Genomic DNA, 18,182 nt, shown 5'->3' on the forward strand with positions numbered 1-18,182 from the left:
AACAATCAGAACAGCCCGGCCCCTTGGTCATGTGCTGCCCCTCCTCGGGGCGGCGCATCATAGAAGGCTGAAATATAGAAAGGTTCAGCTTCTATTACGTGACAGTCGGTGACCTTTCATCCGTACCGGCAATAAATGCTCAGTACCAGTTCGGGTCACGCTTTAGCTGCTCCTGCAGCATTGCCTTCATGCCGTCGTCAGGGTCGCCCAGCCAGCGATATTGCGCATGGCGTGTAGGCGACTTGTCGCTCGGCAAGCCTTCGGGTACCTCCACGAGCATCCCGTAGGCATCCTCCTTGTCCCAGCTGAACGCAACGATCAGCCGCTTGTATGTGCAGTTGTCCTGCGCCTCGCACAACGGGCCGACCAGGTACTTGTCGCCATCTTCGGTAGTGGCGGACATCTGCTGCTGGGCACTGCCGGTCAGATTGACCACCCAATCGGGCAGGCGTTCCTCGCCTTTGATCGTGTCCTGCCAGGTTTCCCGGTATTCCGGGTCCGAGCCGAGCAACTGGTCGACCCGGACCTGGCCGTCATTGGCCGCCATCGCCGCCGCACTGCCACCCAGCAACAGGGCGGCAACCAGGGCTGTACAAAGCTTCCTGCCCATCTTCAACCTCGTCCACGTCCAAAGAAGAAGGAGGCTACGAACAACACCAGGAAGACAATGAACAGGATCTTCGCGATACCCGTCGCAGCGCCCGCGATACCACCGAAGCCCAGTACGGCAGCGACAATGGCGATGATGAGGAAAGTGATAGCCCAGCTCAGCATGGTGGTTCTCCTTTCTTTTTCAGAATCGGTGCGGCCGGCAGGTCAGAAGACCCAACGGTCCTGGGGTACGACATTTTCCAGGGTGGCCGGTGAGGCAGAGGCCTGGCCGGCAGGCAATGGGTCAGCTGCCTTGACCAGGGTATTGGCACGGGTTGCCTGAATCTGCGTCAACAGCGCAGTCTGCGCTGCCACTTGCTCAGCCAAGCGCGCGGTCTGCCAGCTGTAATAGAAGAGGCCAGCGGCCAAGGTCAGCAGCAGCGCCATGCCGACAGACAACATCTGGCGCAGGGGCAGTGCGGCGTTCTGCGAGCGGTTGACGGATTGGCGGTTCATGCCGGCTCCTCCTGCTGTAATTGTTGTTCAAACCTGAACAGGTAATTGCAGCCTGCATGCCAGCCTTTTGATTTTAAAAAATACCTTTAAAATCAATGACTTAGTATTTACATAATCGTTCGACAGGAACGTATCCTGCACGATGCCGCCTGTGTGGTCGTGCGAATTGCACGATCGGCCCTGGAAGTCAGCATCACGGGCGGAGCAAAGCGGGAGGCCGTTTTTTGTAGGCAAAAGCACAAACCTCCGCAACCAATGTGCCATCCCGTGCCTCTAAGCAAATCATCGGGTTAACGCAGCTTCCAGGCGCCAATTGGCCATTGGCTAGCATGCAGAGGACAGAATCCTTCAGAATCGACCATGCAACTTGCCCGATTTTTCCCACACTAAACGAAGATCTATCCCTAAGGAGCGCAGGAAATGGAATCAGCCCAGGACAACCAAGGCCGCATTCTGCTGGTGGATGACGAGTCCGCGATCCTGCGCACCTTCCGCTACTGCCTGGAAGACGAAGGCTACAGCGTGGCCACAGCCAACAGTGCCGCCCAGGCCGAAACGCTGTTGCAGCGCCAGGTGTTCGACCTTTGCTTCCTGGATTTGCGCCTGGGCGAGGACAACGGCCTGGACGTACTGGCGCAGATGCGCATCCAGGCACCCTGGATGCGCGTGGTGATCGTGACCGCGCACTCGGCAATCGATACAGCGGTGGATGCCATCCAGGCCGGCGCCGCCGACTACCTGGTCAAGCCATGCAGCCCCGATCAGCTGCGCCTGGCCACCGCCAAGCAACTGGAAGTGCGCCAGCTTTCAGCACGCCTGGAGGCCCTGGAAGGCGAAATGCGCAAACCCAAGGACGGCCTGGACTCGCACAGCCCGGCCATGATGGCGGTGCTGGAAACTGCCCGCCAGGTCGCCACCACCGACGCCAACATCCTCATTCTTGGCGAGTCCGGTACGGGTAAAGGCGAGTTGGCCCGGGCCATCCATGGCTGGAGCAAACGTGCCCGCAAAGCCTGCGTGACCATCAACTGCCCGTCGCTGAACGCCGAGCTGATGGAAAGCGAACTGTTCGGCCACACCCGCGGCGCCTTTACCGGTGCCAGCGAAAGCACGTTGGGGCGGGTCAGCCAGGCTGATGGGGGTACGTTGTTCCTCGACGAGATCGGCGACTTCCCGCTGACCCTGCAACCCAAGTTGCTGCGGTTCATTCAGGACAAGGAATACGAGCGCGTGGGCGACCCCGTGACACGGCGTGCAGATGTACGCATCCTGGCCGCCACCAACCTCAACCTTGAAGAGATGGTGCGCGAAAGCCGCTTCCGCGAAGACCTGCTATACCGCCTGAACGTCATTACCCTGCACCTGCCGCCCCTGCGCGAGCGCAGTGAAGACATCCTGACCCTGGCCGACCGCTTCCTTGCCCGCTTCGTCAAGGAATACTCCCGCCCCGCCCGGGGCTTCAGCGACGAAGCGCGCACCGCCCTGCTCAACTACCGCTGGCCCGGCAACATTCGCGAACTGCGTAACGTGGTAGAGCGGGCCAGTATCATCTGCCCGCAGGAGCGCGTGGAAATCAGCCACCTCGGGATGGGCGAACAGCCGGCTGGCAACGCCCCGCGCGTGGGTGCCGCGCTGAGCCTGGACGAGCTGGAGCGCGCCCACATCGGCGCGGTGCTGGCTGCCAGCGACACCCTCGACCAGGCCGCCAAAACCTTGGGCATCGACGCCTCCACCCTGTACCGCAAGCGCAAGCAGTACAACCTATGAAGTGGCCGCCCATGAAGCTGCGCACGCGGCTTTTCCTGAGTATCTCGGCACTGGTCACGGTGGCCTTGCTCGGGCTGCTGCTGGGCCTGGTCAGCGTGCTGCAGATGGCAACCGTGCAACAGCAGCTGGTGCGTGACACCACCCACGCCCTGGAAGTGGGGCTGAAGTTGCGGCAGAACCTTGGCGAACAGTTGACCCTGATCCTTGATGAAGGCACAGCCCCGGAAAACCTGCGGCTGCTGCAAGAAAACTTCCAGGCCTTGCTGAACCAGGGCCTGGAGCAAGGCGGAGAGCGCACCGGCTTCAGCAAGGCCGGCAGTAACTATCAGGCGTTCCTGCAAGCCTACCGTGACAGCCCCGCGCCCGCGCGTAGCATGGGTGTCGACCAACCCTTGGGGGCCGCCTTCAACCAGGTGCGTACCGACCTGATCGATTCCCACAAGCAGGCGCTGGACCTCATCACCCGCAGCGAGGAATACAGCCGTGACCGCGCCCTGCTGGTCAGCGGCGTGCTTGGCCTGATGGGCCTGGTAGTGCTGGTGCTGGGCTTCATTACTGCACACAACATCGCCCGACGCTTTGGCCAACCGATCGAAGCCTTGGCCAAAGCAGCCGACCAGCTGGGCAAGGGCAACTTTGACGTCACCCTGCCAGTCACCCAGGCCACCGAGCTGAACCAGCTGACCCGCCGCTTTGGCCTCATGGCCGATGCCTTGCGCAAGCACCAGGCCACCAACGTCGACGAATTGCTGGCCGGGCAGCAGCGCCTGCAGGCCGTGCTCGACAGCATCGACGATGGCCTGTTGATCATCGACCGCCAGGGTCGCCTGGAACACCTCAACCCGGTAGCGCAGCGCCAGCTCGGCTGGAATGATAGCCGCGTGGGCAGCAGCCTTGCCGAAGCCCTGCGGCGGCCGGAGCTGGAGCAGCAGCTGCGTCAGGTGCTGCGCGGTGGCAATCTGGACCGCCCGCCGGAAGACCTGACCATGGAGGTGGATGAAGAAACGCGCCTGCTGACTTACAGCCTGACCCCGGTGAGCCACCCGCAAGGGCCGATCCTTGGCGCGGTGATGGTGCTGCACGATGTGACCGAACAACGGGCCTTCGAACGCGTGCGCAGTGAGTTCGTGCTACGCGCGTCCCACGAACTGCGCACCCCGGTAACCGGCATGCACATGGCCTTCGGGCTGTTGCGCGAGCGGGTCAAGTTTCCGCCTGAGGCACGCGAAAATGACTTGCTGGAAACCATCGGCGAAGAAATGCAGCGGCTTACCCAGCTGATCAACGACCTGCTCAACTTCTCTCGTTACCAGAGCGGGCTGCAGAAACTCGACCTGGCACCCTGTGCCGTCGACGAATTGCTGGAGCGCGCACAACTGCGTTTTGCCGAACAAGCGGCAAACAAGCAGGTTGAACTGGTCAAGGCACTTGAACCACCGCTCCCGCGTATTCAGGCCGACGTTGCGCAACTTGATCGGGTGCTGGACAACCTGCTGCACAACGCCATCCGCCATACAGCCAACGGCGGGCGTATCCGCCTGCATGCGCGGCGGCATGCGGAGCGGGTGATCATCAGCGTCGAGGACACAGGCGAAGGGATTGCCTATGGGCAGCAGGGGCGCATTTTCGAGCCGTTTGTGCAGGTAGGGCGCAAGAAGGGCGGTGCAGGGCTAGGATTGGCGCTGTGCAAGGAAATCGTGCAGCTGCATGGCGGGCGCATGGGCGTGTTTTCCCGGCCGGGGCAGGGGACACAGTTCTACATGGCGCTGCCAGTTTGAGTATCGCCTGTACAGGCCTCATCGCCGGGGCAGGATCACTCAGTGCTCCACCCGCCGCGGCAGCTGCCCCCGGGTTACCAGCTCGGCAAACTGCCGGGCGTTTAGCGGTCGGGCAAACAGCCAGCCCTGGCCGTAATTGACCCCTTCACTGTTCAGCAATACCGCTTGGTCCTCGCATTCGATGCCTTCGGCAATCACCCGCAGGTGCAGGTCATGCGCCATGCGGATGATGTGCGGGGCAACGCCGCTGCTGGCGGCATCGTGGCCCAGCGCATCAATGAAGGCCTTGTCGATCTTCAGGCAGTCCACCGGCAGGGTTTGCAGATAGGCCAGGCTGCAATAGCCGGTACCGAAGTCGTCGATCAGCACCTGATGCCCCACGGCGCGTAGCGCCTGCAGGTTGTCACGAGCCACCACCACGTCGATCAAACCGCGCTCGGTCACCTCGAACGCAATCTGGCTAGCGGCCACCCGGTGCAGGGCCAGCAGGCGTGCCGCCACCCGGCCAATACGCGGCACCATCACATCGCAGGCGGCCAGGTTCACCGATATGTACAGTTTGGGGTGCGAGCGCAGCAGCTGCCCCAGCTGTTCAAGGACGCGCTGCAGGACAAAGTCCGTGATCTGGCGTATCTGCCCGGTGTTTTCCGCCAACGGGATAAACAGGTCCGGGCTGGTCAGCGTGCCATCCGGGCGGCGCCAGCGCACCAGGGCCTCGGCGCCTACACAGCGCCGTGTGTCGAGCTCGAAGATCGGCTGGTAGAGCACCTGCAGCTCTCCACGGCGCAAGGCATTCTGCAACTCCGAGCTCATCGACCGCCGTTGCAGGATCAACTGCAGCACCAGCCAGCCGATGCAGCAGGCAGCCAACACGCTGCCAGGGAACAGCAGCCAGAGCATGCCATTCATTCTCAACGGAAGGCTGGCCCGTGGGGCAATCAGCACCAGTTGGTAATCCGGCGACTTGGTGGGCATGCGGTAGATCAGCCGGTCACTGAGTTCGAGCAACGACTTGTGGCTGGTCGACCAGGCCGAGGGCGGCGGCCACACCTGTGGCGGGCCGAGCACGGGTATGGCCCGGGCACCGTTGTCCAGCACCACCACCAGGCTGCCGCCCGGTGGCAGGTCGACCACGTCGGTCAGGTGCCCACGCGAGGTGGAGACCACGAACTTGCCCCGGCCCAGCATCAACGCAGCCAGGTTCTCGTTCGGCTCGGTCGTGGTGTTCAACCAGTAGCTGTAGGTCGGCCCCTGGATGTCGGGTGCCCGCAAAGGCTCGAATGCCCGCTCATCGCCACGGTTGGAGCAGGCGACGTCACCATCCACATAGGCCGCTTCATAAATGAACCGCGAACTCAGGCCAACCTGCTGCAACGCCGCCAACATCGCCGGGCTGCAGCCACGCAAGGGCTGGGCCTGCAGCAGGTCGACCCCTTCGCGCAACTGGCCGAATACCTGCTCGAGGCGGTCGAGAAAACGCTCGCCCTGGGCGTTCATCTGTTCGCTCTCGCTTTGCTTCATCTGCTGCAGGGCAATGCCGATGCTGGCAGTAAGCAAAAGTGCTGCGCTGGCCAATGCTGCCAAGGTGGCCAGCATCCAGGGACGGTAAAAAAATTGGCGCAGCGTAGAAATGAGAGCTGACATCGAAGGCATCCAGTTGATTACCAAGGTATAGCAACTGGATCAAAAATCATCCTCGCCGTTTAGCGCCTCGCTGCAGGCTCAACGCATCCGGTTGAGCACCTGCAGCATCGCCGCCGTCTGCGCATCGGGCATACCGTCGAAACGCTGCGGACGGAAGCGCATCTGGAACGCAGCAATCACGTGGCGGGTGGCGACATCCAGCACCCCGGTCTGCTCGACTTGATAGCCAAACCGCGCCAGTTCCTGCTGGTACCAGCCAACGCTTGGCGGGTTGACGCTGAAGTAGGCCTGTTGGCGTGCCACGGCATTGGCATCGGGCCAGATACCCAGCCCGGCATCGGCCAGGCGCTTCCACGGGAACAGCGGGCCCGGGTCCAGCTTGCGTGATGGTGCGATATCACTGTGGCCAATGATGTGCCGAGGCTCGATGTTGTTACGTTTGACGATGTCCTTGAGCAGCGCGATCAGCGACTGGACCTGCGCTTCGCTATAAGGGTGCCAGACCCGGCCATTCGGCGTGTCGGTGAAGCCCGGGTTGACGATCTCGATCCCGATGGACGACGAGTTCAGCCAGGTGCGCCCCTGCCACTGGCTGTCGCCGGCATGCCAGGCACGACGGTTTTCATCCACCAGTTGATACACCGTGGCCGGGCCGTCGCCGATCAGGTAGTGGCTGCTGACCTCACCCTGGGTAAGCAACGCCAGGGAACGCTCCAGGGATGCATTGGTGTAATGCAGTACAACGAACTGGATGCGGTTGTCCTGGTTGGCCGAGGGGTGGCTGCGGTCGATGCGCAACCCCGTCGAACATCCGGCAACAGACAACAGCAAAAAGGAAATCAGTGTTTTTTTAAGCGTGGAAAGCACGTCAGTGGCCTCAGCGAATCAGCGCTACAGTATAACGTGCTCCCCATGGCCGCGCTTACCGTGGGTCAGTGTCAGCAAACGCTAGCTCTGCTCGACGCGGTTACGTCCCAGCTCCTTGGCCCGGTACAGCGCCGCATCGGCGCGTTTGAGCACCTGGTCGCCACGCTCGCCAGAGCGAAACGCCCCCAGGCCGATAGAGGTGGTGATCACCACCCGCTCACCCTTGAAGTGGAACGGGCAGGCCTCCACGGTGGCGCGCAGTACTTCCGCCACTTGGGCCGCTGCCGCGGGTGACGTCTGCGGCAGCAACAGGACAAACTCCTCGCCCCCGAAACGGGCAATGAAGTCACGACCACGCAGGCGTTTGCGTAGCTGGTCAGCAACAATCTTGAGTACCTTGTCCCCGGCCAGGTGCCCATAGCTATCGTTTATGCGCTTGAAGTGGTCCAGGTCGAGAATCGCCATGGCCAGATGGCCGCCGGCCTCTTGCCATTCGAGTATTTCGCGCTCTACCCGCTCGCTCCAGGCCGCACGATTGGGCAAGCCGGTGAGCGGGTCGAGCAGGGCTTTCTGCCGTTGCTCTTCCAAGTGCTCACGGTAGCCGAGCGCTTCATGCTCCATGTTCGCCACCCGCTCCGACAAGCCTTGCAGGCGGCCTGCCAGCTCCTGCTCGCGGCGATCACGCTCAAGCTTGTGCTCGTCCATGGTGACCAACAGGCCTTCCAGCCGGTTTTCCAGGATGTGCTTGAGGCTGTCCACATCGGCGGCGCCTTGCACGCTGCTTTGCAAGCCGTCGACGTGCTCGCGCAGCTGGGTATCCAGTTCACGGGCAGCGCTGCTGTTGTCGGCATGGCCGGCGCTGGCCTCCTGCAGGTGGCTCTGGAAGCCTTCCAGGCGTTCGTTGAGCTGTTGCAGGTAGGTTTCGAATTCGTGCTGGCCGCTGTCGGTTATTGCCAGCATCAGCACAGCCAGGTCATCCAGCACCGGGATCAGCTCGTACCAGTTCAGGCCACGGGCAACCCGTTCGCGCATTTCCAGCGCCTGGGCCTTGTGCCGCTCGGGCAGGCTGAGGTCGTCAAGCAGCCCGATCAGGGTCTGCTCGATGTGCGCGGCAACCTGGCTGTAGGGGGGTTCGACGGCATAGGGCAGGGCATAAGGGCCGTCTTCGCCGAACGTCTCTTCGAGCGTGGGTACCGATTGTGCTGCTGCCACGGGTTCGCTGGCGGTCGCGTCGGGCTCCGGCACGTTTTCCTGCAGCGGTTGCTGGGCGGCGGGTGTTTCAGCCGTTTCGATCAGCGCTGGGCCCTGTAGCTCCGGCTCGGGTTCGGCCACTACGCTCGCTTCGGCGACAGGAGCCGGCAATGGTTGCAGCGCATCCACATCGTCGGGTAGCGGGGCTTCGAGAGGGTGCTGCGCAACCTGAGGCGGCGCTTCGGCAGCAGGCACTGCCACCGGCTCAGGTACTGGCTCGCCTTGCGGGTCATCCTCGCGGCTACCGAACAAGCGCTGCAAGAAACCAGGCCGGGCTTCATCCTCCGGCTTACCAAGCGCCGACAGGGCACGGCCCTGCAAGCCACTCAACTCGCCCAGCAGCGGCGGCAGATCGCGGGACTGGGCAACGCCACCATCGAGCTTCTTCGCCAGTTTTTTCAGCGGACGCGAGATATCGCTGGGCAGCGACAGGCCTTGCAATTGGCCAACCAGCGCGGCGAGCGCATCACTGACCTGGTTCATGCGGGTTTCACGGCGCTGTTCGGAGTCCAGCACCGCCTTTTCAAGGCGCGGGATCAAACCGGCGAGGCCGGCGTCCATGTTGTCACTGCGGATGACTTCGCGCATTTCCTTCATGCACGCGTCCACCACCTTGTCACTGCCTTCTGCAGCCAGGCTGCTGCGCACCAGGCCACGACGAAGCAGGTCGAGACGGGCGTCCCACCGGCGTTCGAGCTTTTCTTGCTGCTCGATGCTTTTAAGGTATTTTTCTTTCCAGCGCTCAGCGTCTTCAGTCATGCCCGGGTCCGCAAACGGTGATGGCAATTAGCTCAAGACCGGCAGCGTATCCACAGTCAATGCATCAGGCAATCGAATCTCGACTGCAACGGGAAGGTGGTCGGAAATTGGCCGCGCCAGCACCTCGACACGCTCCAGCGTGAGGCTTGGGCTGAGCAGGATATGGTCCAGGCAACGCTGTGGTCGCCAGCTGGGGAAGGTGGCCTCGACTTGCGGGGCAATCAGGCCCAGGTCGCGCAGCGGCGAGTGCTCCAGCAGGTCGGTGGCATGGGTGTTCATGTCGCCCATCAGCACCTGATGACGATAACCACCAATCAGCTCGCGGATATAACCCAGTTGCAGGGCACGCGTCTTGGCGCCGAGCGCCAGGTGCATCATCACCACGATCAGCGCATCTTCGCCTTCGCCAAAGCGTACAAGAATCGCCCCGCGGCCGGCCGGGCCGGGCAACGGGTGGTCTTCGAGCACCTGCGGCTTCAGGCGGCTGAGCACGCCATTGCTGTGCTGGGCGAAACGCCCAAGGTTGCGGTTGAGTTGCTGGTACCAGTAGGGGAAGGCCCCCAATTGAGCCAGGTGCTCGACCTGGTTGATGTAACCCGAGCGCAGGCTGCCACCGTCGGCTTCCTGCAAGGCCACCAGGTCGAAGTCGCCCAGCAGTTCGCCGATTTTCTGCAGGTTGCCGGCCCGACCGTTGTGCGGCAGCAAGTGCTGCCAGCTGCGGGTCAGGTAATGCCGGTAGCGTTCGGTGCTGATACCAACCTGGATGTTGAAGCTGAGCAGCCGCAGGCGACCATCCTCGGGCAGGCCAGAGGCCTGCAGGTGATGCTCGTTGACCTGCGGCTGGTGCAGGCCAATGCCACGCGTGGCTCGGAAGCGGGGCATGGGTTACGCCGCTTACTTAGCGGCGCGCTCCTTGGCGATCAGTTGGTCGGCAACGTTCAGAACGCCTTCCGGCCCGCCAGCGGTGCCCAGGTCGAAGCGGTACTTGCCGTTGACCACCATGCTCGGTACGCCGGTGATTTCGTACTTTTTCGCCAGCTCTTTGGCCTGGTTGACCTGCCCCTTGATGGCGAACGAGTTGAAGGTGGCGAGGAACTTGTCCTTGTCCACGCCTTGGGTGGCGAGGAAGTCGGCCATGTCGTTAGGGTCGGTCAGGCGCTTGCGCTGGTTCTGGATGGCATCGAACACCGCCGCGTGAACCTTGTGCTCGACGCCCATGGCTTCCAGGGTGAGGAACATCTGGCCGTGTGCGTCCCATGGGCCGCCGAACATGGCCGGTACGCGCTTGAAATTGACGTCCTTGGGCAGTTTTTCGACCCATGGATTGATGACCGGTTCGAAGTGGTAGCAATGTGGGCAGCCGTACCAGAACAGCTCGACCACTTCGACTTTGCCAGGCACGGAAACCGGAACAGGGTTGCTCAGCTCGATGTATTCCTTGCCGGCGACAGGCTCGGCGGCCTGGACGGCAGTCATACCGAACACGCTGGCGGCGACCAGCGCAGCGCTGAGAATCAGTTTACGCATGCTTTACTCCTGAGCAGTCATGGGTCGCCACGACGCGACCTGCACTAGGACAGGCCGGGAAGGGCTCGAGTTCTGTAGTGTAACGGCTGCGGACTGAAAAAAGGGCGGCCCGGCCGCCCTTTCATCATTGGCCTACAACATTAACTGAAAGTTAATGCAGGCCCTGGATGTAGCTGGCCAACGCTTCGATGTCGTGGTTGCTCAGCTTGCCGGCGATGGTGCGCATGGTCATCGCATCGCCATCGTTGGTGCGGTTGCCTTCGCGGAAGTCCGTGAGCTGCTTGGTCACGTACTGCGAATGCTGCCCACCCAGGTGCGGGAAGCCAGCCAGGGCGATGCCCGCGCCATTCGGCGAGTGGCAGCCTGTGCAGGCCGGCATGCCTTTTTCCAGGTCGCCGCCGTTGAACAGCGCACGGCCACGCTCGACCAGCTTGGGATCGGCAGCCCCCACGCTGCCTTTCTGGCTGGCGAAGTAGGCGGCAATGTCAGCCAGGTCCTGGTCGCTGAACGCGGCCAGCATGCCGGTCATTTCCAGCACGGTGCGCTTGCCCGACTTGATGTCGTGCAGTTGTTTTTCCAGGTAACGCTGGCCCTGGCCGGCCAATTTGGGGAAGTTCGGTGCCAGGCTGTTGCCGTCAGGGTTGTGGCAGGCGCCACAAACGGCCGTCTTGGCCTGGCCGGCGGCGGCATCGCCTTTGATAGGTTGCGCAGCAGTGGCCGCACCTGCGACACCCAGGGTCAACAGCAGACTCACGACTAGTTTGTTCATCAGCTAATCCAACACGGCTAAGGGTGAAATGTTATGTATCGGGACTGCCGCTCATCCAAAGGATGACCAAACGGTAGTCCTCGGCACTGCAGTCCATGCACAATCCACGCGGCGGCATAGCCTTGAAACCCTGGGTCACGTGCTTCACCAGTACCTCCATGCCTTGCGCCAGCCTTGGCTCCCATGCTGCCCGGTCACCCCGTCTGGGTGCCTGTGGCAACTGCCCGGTGTGACAGGCCGCACACGTGCGGTTGTACAACACCTCGGGATCCTGTGTAGCCTGTGCGCTGAAAACCGGCAGGAACATACCGACAGCAAGCAGCCATTTCGCCATGCGGAACGACCTTCAGGGTTGGGGGCCGCGCTGCGTTCTGTTGCGCGAGCTATTGTTCGACACCCCATGCTCCTTCCCCTTCGCTGGGAGAATGAGCACACAAAAACTGGGGCATTATATACTTCCGCCATCCAAACGGAAACGACACCGCTTGCCAGGCTCGGGCCTTCAGAGTCAGGCAACACCCACATCGGATATCCCATGCAAGTCAAGAACCCCATCCTCGGCCTCTGCCAGAAAGCCAAATTCGCCCTCAGCGCAGCCAAGGTCGAACAATGCCCGGACGACCAGGGTTACGAGGTGGCTTTCGCCGGCCGCTCCAACGCCGGCAAATCCAGCGCCCTCAACACCCTGACTCATGCCAGCCTGGCGCGTACCTCGAAAACCCCCGGGCGCACCCAGCTGTTGAATTTCTTCAGTCTGGACGATGAACGGCGTTTGGTCGACCTGCCGGGCTACGGTTATGCAAAAGTGCCGATTCCGCTCAAGCAGCACTGGCAGAAACACCTGGAAGCCTACCTGGGCAGCCGTGAGTGCCTGCGTGGCGTGATCCTGATGATGGACGTGCGCCACCCGATGACCGACTTCGACAAAATGATGCTCGACTGGGCCAAGGCCAGCAGCATGCCGATGCACATCCTGCTGACCAAGGCTGACAAGCTGACCCACGGCGCGGGCAAGAACACCCTGCTGAAAGTGCAGTCGGAAATCCGCAAGGGCTGGGGTGATGGCGTGACCATCCAGCTGTTCTCGGCGCCCAAGCGCCTGGGCGTGGAAGACGCCTACCGGGTGCTGGCGGACTGGATGGAGCTGGAAGACAAGCCAGCTGTTTGAGGGCCCTATCGCCGGCAAGCCAGCTCCCACAGGTTCAACACAGGCCTCAAGGGCAGTGATACCCCTGTGGGAGCTGGCTTGCCGGCGATGAGGCCGTATCTGTCGACCCAAATTCCGGGCAAAAAAAACCCCGGACTTCGTATGGGGAGGGGGAAGTTCGGGGTCCAAGTCCGGACCGCTAGGGCGGGGTCCAGATATCTGCCAACACTTAACACAACATAGGAGCATCGAAGGGCTTCACCAGCCATTCAGTTACTCTGAGTTCCGGTTCACCGGTTTAGTTCCAAAGCCCTGAAAACTATTTGCGATAGTTTCATGAAACTTCAGCACCAATGGCACTGAGCGGTGCCAGGATCCGCGTCACTACGTCGCAGATCCTACACAGCTTTCCCCGCTCAATCAGTGAGCTTCGTCCCAATTCGCGCCAATTCCTGCTTCCACCAGCAGCGGCACATCCAGTTCCGCCGCCTTGCTCATGTGCTGGCGAATTTCATCTTTCACCTGCTGAACCAGGTCCTCACGCACCTCAAGTACCAGTTCGTCGTGTACCTGCAGGATCACCCGGGCATCCAGCCCGCTCTCGCTCAGCCAGTTGTCCACATTGACCATGGCCCGCTTGATGATGTCGGCCGCAGTGCCCTGCATCGGCGCGTTGATCGCCGTGCGCTCGGCGCCTTTGCGCAGGGCCGGGTTCTTGGCGTTGATGTCCGGCAGGTACAGCCTGCGGCCGAACAGGGTTTCGACAAAGCCTTGCTCGGCAGCCTGGGCGCGGGTGCGCTCCATGTAGGCCAGTACGCCCGGGTAGCGGGCGAAGTAACGGTCGATGTAGTCCTGCGATTGCTTGCGGTCGACACCGATCTGCTTGGCCAGGCCAAAGGCGCTCATGCCATAGATCAGGCCGAAGTTGATGGCCTTGGCCTTGCGGCGTTGGTCGGTTGTGACGTCTTCCAGGGCCACGCCGAACACTTCCGCCGCCGTGGCGCGGTGCACGTCCAGGTCATTGCGGAAGGCATGCAACAAGCCTTCGTCCTTGGCCAGGTGGGCCATGATGCGCAGCTCGATCTGCGAGTAGTCCGCCGCCAGCAGCTTGTAGCCCGGGCTGGCAATGAACGCCTGGCGGATGCGGCGGCCTTCGGCGGTGCGGATCGGGATGTTCTGCAGGTTCGGGTCGCTCGACGACAGCCGGCCAGTGGCTGCCACTGCCTGCTGGTAGGAGGTGTGGATACGCCCGGTGCGCGGGTTGATCTGGCCCGGCAGCTTGTCGGTGTAGGTACTCTTGAGCTTGCTCAGGCTGCGGTATTGCATCAGTACTTCGGGCAGTGGGTAGCCTTGCTCGGCCAGCTCGTCGAGCACGGCTTCGGCGGTGGATGGCTGGCCCTTGGCCGTCTTGCTCAGCACCGGCATGCCCAGCTTGTCGTAGAGGATCGAGCCCAGCTGCTTGGGCGAGCCGAGGTTGAATTCCTCACCGGCCAGCTCATAGGCGCGCTGTTCCAGCTCGGCCATTTTCACACCCAGCTCACCACTTTGTACCTGCAGCAGTGCGGCATCGACCAACGCACCCTGGCGCTCGATCTTGGCCAGCACCGGCACCAGCGGCATTTCGATGTCCATCAGCACCGGCTGCACACTCGGCGTCTGCGCCAGACGTGCTTGCAGGGCGTGATGCAGGCGCAGGGTGATGTCGGCATCTTCGGCGGCATACGGGCCGGCCTTGTCCAGGTGGATCTGGTTGAAGGTGAGCTGCTTGGCACCTTTGCCGGCGATGTCCTCGAAGGCGATGGTGGTGTGATCGAGGTACTTCTGCGCCAGGCTGTCCATGTCGTGGCGGGTAGCCGTGGAGTTCAGCACGTACGACTCAAGCATGGTGTCGAACGCCACGCCGCGCATGTCGATGGCAGGCGAGCCGTTGGCCAGGATGTTGATGTCGTACTTGGCGTTCTGTCCGACCTTGGCCTTGGCCGGGTCTTCCAGCAGCGGCTTCAGGGCCAGCAGCACGGCCTCGCGGTCCAGCTGGGCCGGCGCGCCTTCATAGTCGTGGGTCAAGGGCACATAGGCTGCTTCATGCGGTTCGACGGCGAACGACAGGCCGACGATCTGCGCCTGCTGGGCGTCCAGGCCGGTGGTCTCGGTGTCGAAGGCGAACAGCGGCGCCTGGCGCAGCTTCTCCAGCCAGGCATCGAAACGGGCCTGGTCGAGGATGGTTTCGTACTTGGGTTCGGCCTTGGCGGCTGGCACCTCGACCGGTGCCACGTCATCACCGGCCTTGGCCGCGTCACGCTGCACCTCGGCGACCCAGCTCTTGAACTCCATCTCGGTGTACAGCGCCAGCAGCGCTTCACGGTCCGGCTCGCCGCACACCAGTGCATCCACTTCGACATCCAGCGGCACGTCGACCTTGATGGTGGCCAGCTCATAGGACAGAAACGCCGCATCGCGGTGCTCTTCCAGCTTGGCCGGCAAGGTCTTGGCGCCCCGAATGGCCAGCGCCGGCACCTTGTCCAGGTTGGCGTACAAGTCGCTGAGGCCACCACCGATGCCGGTCAGCAGGCCCACGGCGGTCTTTTCGCCCACGCCCGGCACGCCGGGAATGTTGTCGACCTTGTCGCCCATCAGGGCCAGGAAATCGATGATATGTTCCGGGCCGACGCCAAATTTCTCGTGCACGCCAGCCACGTCCAGCACGCTTCCGGTCATGGTGTTGACCAAGGTAATGTGCCCGTCCACCAGCTGTGCCATGTCCTTGTCACCGGTCGAGATGATTACCGGGCGCCCTTGGGCGGCGCTGCTGCGGGCCAGGGTGCCGATGACGTCGTCAGCCTCGACACCCTCGACGCACAGCAACGGGTAGCCCAGCGCCTTCACGCTGGCATGCAGCGGCTCGACCTGCACGCGCAGGTCGTCCGGCATGCTGGGGCGGTTGGCCTTGTACTCGGCGAACATGGCATCGCGGAAAGTGCCGCCTTTTGCGTCGAACACCACCGCGAACAGGCTGTCGGGGTATTGCCTGCGCAGGCTCTTGAGCATGTTCAGCACACCCTTCACCGCACCGGTCGGCATGCCCTTGGACGTGGTCAGCGGCGGCAGCGCGTGGAAGGCGCGGTACAGGTAGGAGGAACCGTCCACCAGGACGAGGGGCGCTTGGCTCATGAGCAGAATCAACCTTTTCGACGGGTCCGGCGCTAGAATAGCCAGAATCATTGACGACAAAGGGACTAGGTTATCATGCGTACACTCAATCGCCTGTTACTGCTCGGCCTGTTGGCAACCATGCCTGTCGTTACCCTGGCGGCGGACGACGCCCCCTCGGCCGATCCCGAGGTGACCATTCGCACGGAAGGCGACAAAACCATCCAGGAATACCGGCAGAACGGCTTCCTGTATGCGATCAAGATCACGCCGAAAAACGGCAAGCCTTATTTTCTGGTGCGCGCTGATGGCACTGATGCCAATTTCATTCGATCCGACCAGCCGGACATGCTGATTCCGTCCTGGAAGATCTTCGAGTGGTAATCTGACGCGCACCGTTCACATCAACCCGGCACTTCCCGGCGGAAGTGCCCGTATGGGCAATTTTTCATCATGTCAGTCTTCACCCCCGTGACCCGGCCTGAGCTGGAAACCTTTCTGGCGCCGTACGAGCTGGGCCGTCTGCTCGACTTCCAGGGCATTGCCGCCGGCACCGAGAACAGCAATTTCTTCGTCAGCCTCGAACAGGGGGAGTTCGTCCTGACGCTGATCGAGCGTGGGCCGAGCGAAGACATGCCGTTCTTCATCGAACTGCTCGACACCCTGCACGCTGCCGACATGCCGGTGCCGTATGCCATTCGTGACCGCGATGGCAATGGCCTGCGCGAACTGTGTGGCAAGCCTGCGCTGTTGCAGCCACGGTTGTCGGGCAAGCACATCAAGGCGCCGAACAACCAGCACTGCGCCCAGGTAGGCGAACTGCTGGCGCATATTCACCTGGCCACCCGCGAGCACATCATCGAGCGCCGTACCGACCGTGGCCTGGACTGGATGCTGGCCTCAGGTGCCGAGCTGCTGCCGCGCCTGACTGCCGGGCAAGCCGCCCTGCTGCAGCCGGCGCTGGACGAAATTACCGCGCACAAGGCGCAGATCCTGGCCTTGCCACGGGCCAACCTGCATGCCGACCTGTTCCGCGACAACGTGATGTTCGAAGGCACCCACCTGACCGGTGTGATCGACTTCTACAACGCCTGCTCGGGGCCGATGCTGTATGACATCGCCATCACCGTGAACGACTGGTGCCTGGATGAACACGGCGCGATCGATGTGCCACGCGCCCAGGCGCTGCTGGCGGCCTATGCGGCGCTGCGGCCGTTCACGGCGGCCGAGGCCGAGCTGTGGCCGGAAATGTTGCGGGTAGGGTGCGTGCGCTTCTGGCTGTCGCGCCTGATTGCGGCGGAATCGTTTGCCGGGATGGATGTGATGATCCATGACCCTAGCGAGTTTGAAGTGCGTCTGGCGCAACGCCAGCAGGTGGCTTTGCACCTGCCGTTCGCTCTCTAGTTCCTCTTCGGCCTCTTCGCGGGCATGCCCGCGAAGAGGCCGGAACAGGTTTATAGCTGTTCCAGGCAGCCAGCCAGGTCACCACCCAGCTTCTCCAGCAAGCGCTCATAGCCCTTGCCATCAACCGGGTCGGTTCCGCCCAAGGCATCCAGCTCAGCCAGGCGCACCGGCAACCCGGCGGTCAGGGTCTCGGCCAGTCGCGGTCGCAGCGGCGGCTCGCTGAACACACAAGTCTTACCCACTTCCTGCAGGCGCTTGCGCATGGCAGCAACATGTTGCGCGCCCGGCTGCACCTCGGAGGCCACGCTGAACACGCCCGTGTGTTTCAGGCCGTACTCGGCCTCGAAGTAGTCGAACGCTTCGTGGAACACGAAGTACGGTTTGTCGGCGATACCCGCCACACGGGCCTTGATTCGCCCATCCAGCGCATCCAGGCGCTCATCGAACGCCTTGAGGTTGCTCTGGTAGCGGGCAGCGTTGGCCGGGTCTACCTGAGCCAGGTCCGCAGCCATTTTCGCCGCGATTACCCGCGCATTGACCGACGACAGCCACAAATGTGCATCGAGACTACCCGGGCGGTGATCGTGGTCATGGTCGTCGTGATCCTCTTCCTCATGGGAGTGGCTGTCCTCGCCAAAATGACGCAACTTCATGCCCGTCAGCGACTGCACCGCCACCGTGGGCTTGCTGCGGCTGCCCAGCACCCGCGGCAGGAAGTTCTCCATGTCCGGGCCGATCCAGTACAGCAGGTCGGCATCGCCTACCCGCCGCACGTCGGAAGGGCGCAGCGCGTAGTGGTGGGGTGAAGCGCCTGGCGGCAACAGAACGTCCGGGCTGCCAACGCCATCCTGCACGGCGGCGGCAATCTGCTGCAGGGGCTTGATACTGGTGAGCACGCGCACATCGGCCTGGGCGGAAAATGCGATGAAAGCGACAAACAGAGCTAGGAATCGGGACACGGTGGATACTCGAGTCGTCAGAAACAGGTAACATAATAACGTCTCCATCCAGAACC

The 18,182-nt window shown here is 62.4% G+C and carries 16 protein-coding genes and 1 pseudogene; 5 read left to right on the top strand and 12 right to left on the bottom strand.

Annotated elements, in window-relative coordinates; genetic code table 11:
- Positions 1–139 precede the first annotated feature (139 nt).
- The 3 genes from A0O30_RS15205 to A0O30_RS15215 are packed head-to-tail and all read right to left on the bottom strand — an operon-like array spanning position 140 to position 1,107.
- The gene (locus tag A0O30_RS15205) at positions 140–610 is read right to left on the bottom strand and encodes an inhibitor of vertebrate lysozyme family protein (protein ID WP_105947057.1); all 471 of its coding nucleotides are present in this window, start codon (positions 608–610) and stop codon (positions 140–142) included.
- A gap of 2 nt (positions 611–612) precedes the next feature.
- Positions 613–774, bottom strand: a complete 162-nt coding sequence (locus A0O30_RS15210) for a DUF1328 domain-containing protein (RefSeq protein ID WP_003252966.1) — start codon at positions 772–774, stop codon at positions 613–615.
- Positions 775–816: 42 nt separating this feature from the next.
- The gene (locus A0O30_RS15215; RefSeq protein WP_105947058.1) at positions 817–1,107 is read right to left on the bottom strand and encodes a hypothetical protein; all 291 of its coding nucleotides are present in this window, start codon (positions 1,105–1,107) and stop codon (positions 817–819) included.
- 420 nt (positions 1,108–1,527) lie between these two features.
- Between A0O30_RS15215 and algB the strand changes: the two genes are divergently transcribed.
- Both algB and A0O30_RS15225 read left to right on the top strand, forming a co-directional pair.
- Positions 1,528–2,874 carry a sigma-54-dependent response regulator transcription factor AlgB gene (gene algB / locus A0O30_RS15220; RefSeq protein ID WP_060499817.1) on the top strand — a complete coding sequence of 449 codons (1,347 nt, stop codon included), beginning with the start codon at positions 1,528–1,530 and terminating at the stop codon, positions 2,872–2,874.
- Positions 2,871–4,652 carry a KinB sensor domain-containing domain gene (locus A0O30_RS15225; RefSeq protein ID WP_105947059.1) on the top strand — a complete coding sequence of 594 codons (1,782 nt, stop codon included), beginning with the start codon at positions 2,871–2,873 and terminating at the stop codon, positions 4,650–4,652. Before algB ends, A0O30_RS15225 begins: the two co-directional genes overlap by 4 nt.
- A 39-nt stretch (positions 4,653–4,691) precedes the next feature.
- On the opposite strand, the gene A0O30_RS15230 is transcribed toward A0O30_RS15225, so the two are convergent.
- From A0O30_RS15230 to A0O30_RS15260, 7 genes and pseudogenes are all read right to left on the bottom strand, one after another.
- Positions 4,692–6,296 (bottom strand): EAL domain-containing protein, encoded by a 1,605-nt coding sequence (locus A0O30_RS15230; RefSeq protein WP_105947060.1) that lies wholly within the window; start codon positions 6,294–6,296, stop codon positions 4,692–4,694.
- Positions 6,297–6,374: 78 nt separating this feature from the next.
- Positions 6,375–7,163 carry an N-acetylmuramoyl-L-alanine amidase gene (locus tag A0O30_RS15235; protein ID WP_105947061.1) on the bottom strand — a complete coding sequence of 263 codons (789 nt, stop codon included), beginning with the start codon at positions 7,161–7,163 and terminating at the stop codon, positions 6,375–6,377.
- A gap of 81 nt (positions 7,164–7,244) precedes the next feature.
- Complete coding sequence (locus A0O30_RS15240; RefSeq protein ID WP_105947062.1) at positions 7,245–9,173, bottom strand: GGDEF domain-containing protein; 1,929 nt, start codon at positions 9,171–9,173, stop codon at positions 7,245–7,247.
- Between the two features lie 27 nt (positions 9,174–9,200).
- Positions 9,201–10,033: pseudogene (locus A0O30_RS15245) on the bottom strand (endonuclease/exonuclease/phosphatase family protein).
- Positions 10,034–10,067: 34 nt separating this feature from the next.
- Positions 10,068–10,700 (bottom strand): thiol:disulfide interchange protein DsbA, encoded by a 633-nt coding sequence (gene dsbA, locus A0O30_RS15250; protein WP_105947064.1) that lies wholly within the window; start codon positions 10,698–10,700, stop codon positions 10,068–10,070.
- 151 nt (positions 10,701–10,851) lie between these two features.
- Positions 10,852–11,469 carry a cytochrome c gene (locus A0O30_RS15255; protein WP_016712846.1) on the bottom strand — a complete coding sequence of 206 codons (618 nt, stop codon included), beginning with the start codon at positions 11,467–11,469 and terminating at the stop codon, positions 10,852–10,854.
- Positions 11,470–11,500: 31 nt separating this feature from the next.
- Positions 11,501–11,803 carry a cytochrome c5 family protein gene (locus A0O30_RS15260; protein ID WP_016712845.1) on the bottom strand — a complete coding sequence of 101 codons (303 nt, stop codon included), beginning with the start codon at positions 11,801–11,803 and terminating at the stop codon, positions 11,501–11,503.
- A 201-nt stretch (positions 11,804–12,004) separates the two neighbouring features.
- On the opposite strand from A0O30_RS15260, the gene yihA reads away from it, so the two are divergent.
- Positions 12,005–12,637, top strand: coding sequence for a ribosome biogenesis GTP-binding protein YihA/YsxC (yihA, locus tag A0O30_RS15265; protein ID WP_105947065.1), 633 nt, complete (start codon positions 12,005–12,007; stop codon positions 12,635–12,637).
- A gap of 399 nt (positions 12,638–13,036) precedes the next feature.
- Here the strand turns inward: yihA and polA are convergent, their stop codons facing one another.
- Entirely contained in the window at positions 13,037–15,784 is a 2,748-nt protein-coding gene (gene polA / locus A0O30_RS15270; protein WP_105947066.1) for a DNA polymerase I, read from the bottom strand.
- 75 nt (positions 15,785–15,859) lie between these two features.
- Here polA and A0O30_RS15275 point away from each other — a divergent pair, with 75 nt between their 5' ends.
- Together A0O30_RS15275 and A0O30_RS15280 are read left to right on the top strand one after the other, a co-directional pair.
- A complete protein-coding gene (locus tag A0O30_RS15275; RefSeq protein ID WP_010951520.1) occupies positions 15,860–16,147 on the top strand; it encodes a DUF2782 domain-containing protein in 288 nt (95 codons plus the stop codon).
- 69 nt (positions 16,148–16,216) lie between these two features.
- Positions 16,217–17,167 (top strand): homoserine kinase, encoded by a 951-nt coding sequence (locus A0O30_RS15280; protein ID WP_016712843.1) that lies wholly within the window; start codon positions 16,217–16,219, stop codon positions 17,165–17,167.
- 50 nt (positions 17,168–17,217) lie between these two features.
- Here A0O30_RS15280 and A0O30_RS15285 read toward each other — a convergent pair whose 3' ends face one another.
- Complete coding sequence (locus tag A0O30_RS15285; RefSeq protein ID WP_105947067.1) at positions 17,218–18,174, bottom strand: zinc ABC transporter substrate-binding protein; 957 nt, start codon at positions 18,172–18,174, stop codon at positions 17,218–17,220.
- Positions 18,175–18,182 lie beyond the last annotated feature (8 nt).

The sequence above is a fragment of the Pseudomonas sp. LLC-1 genome, from assembly GCF_002992185.1.
GTDB classification, from domain to species: domain Bacteria; phylum Pseudomonadota; class Gammaproteobacteria; order Pseudomonadales; family Pseudomonadaceae; genus Aquipseudomonas; species Aquipseudomonas monteilii.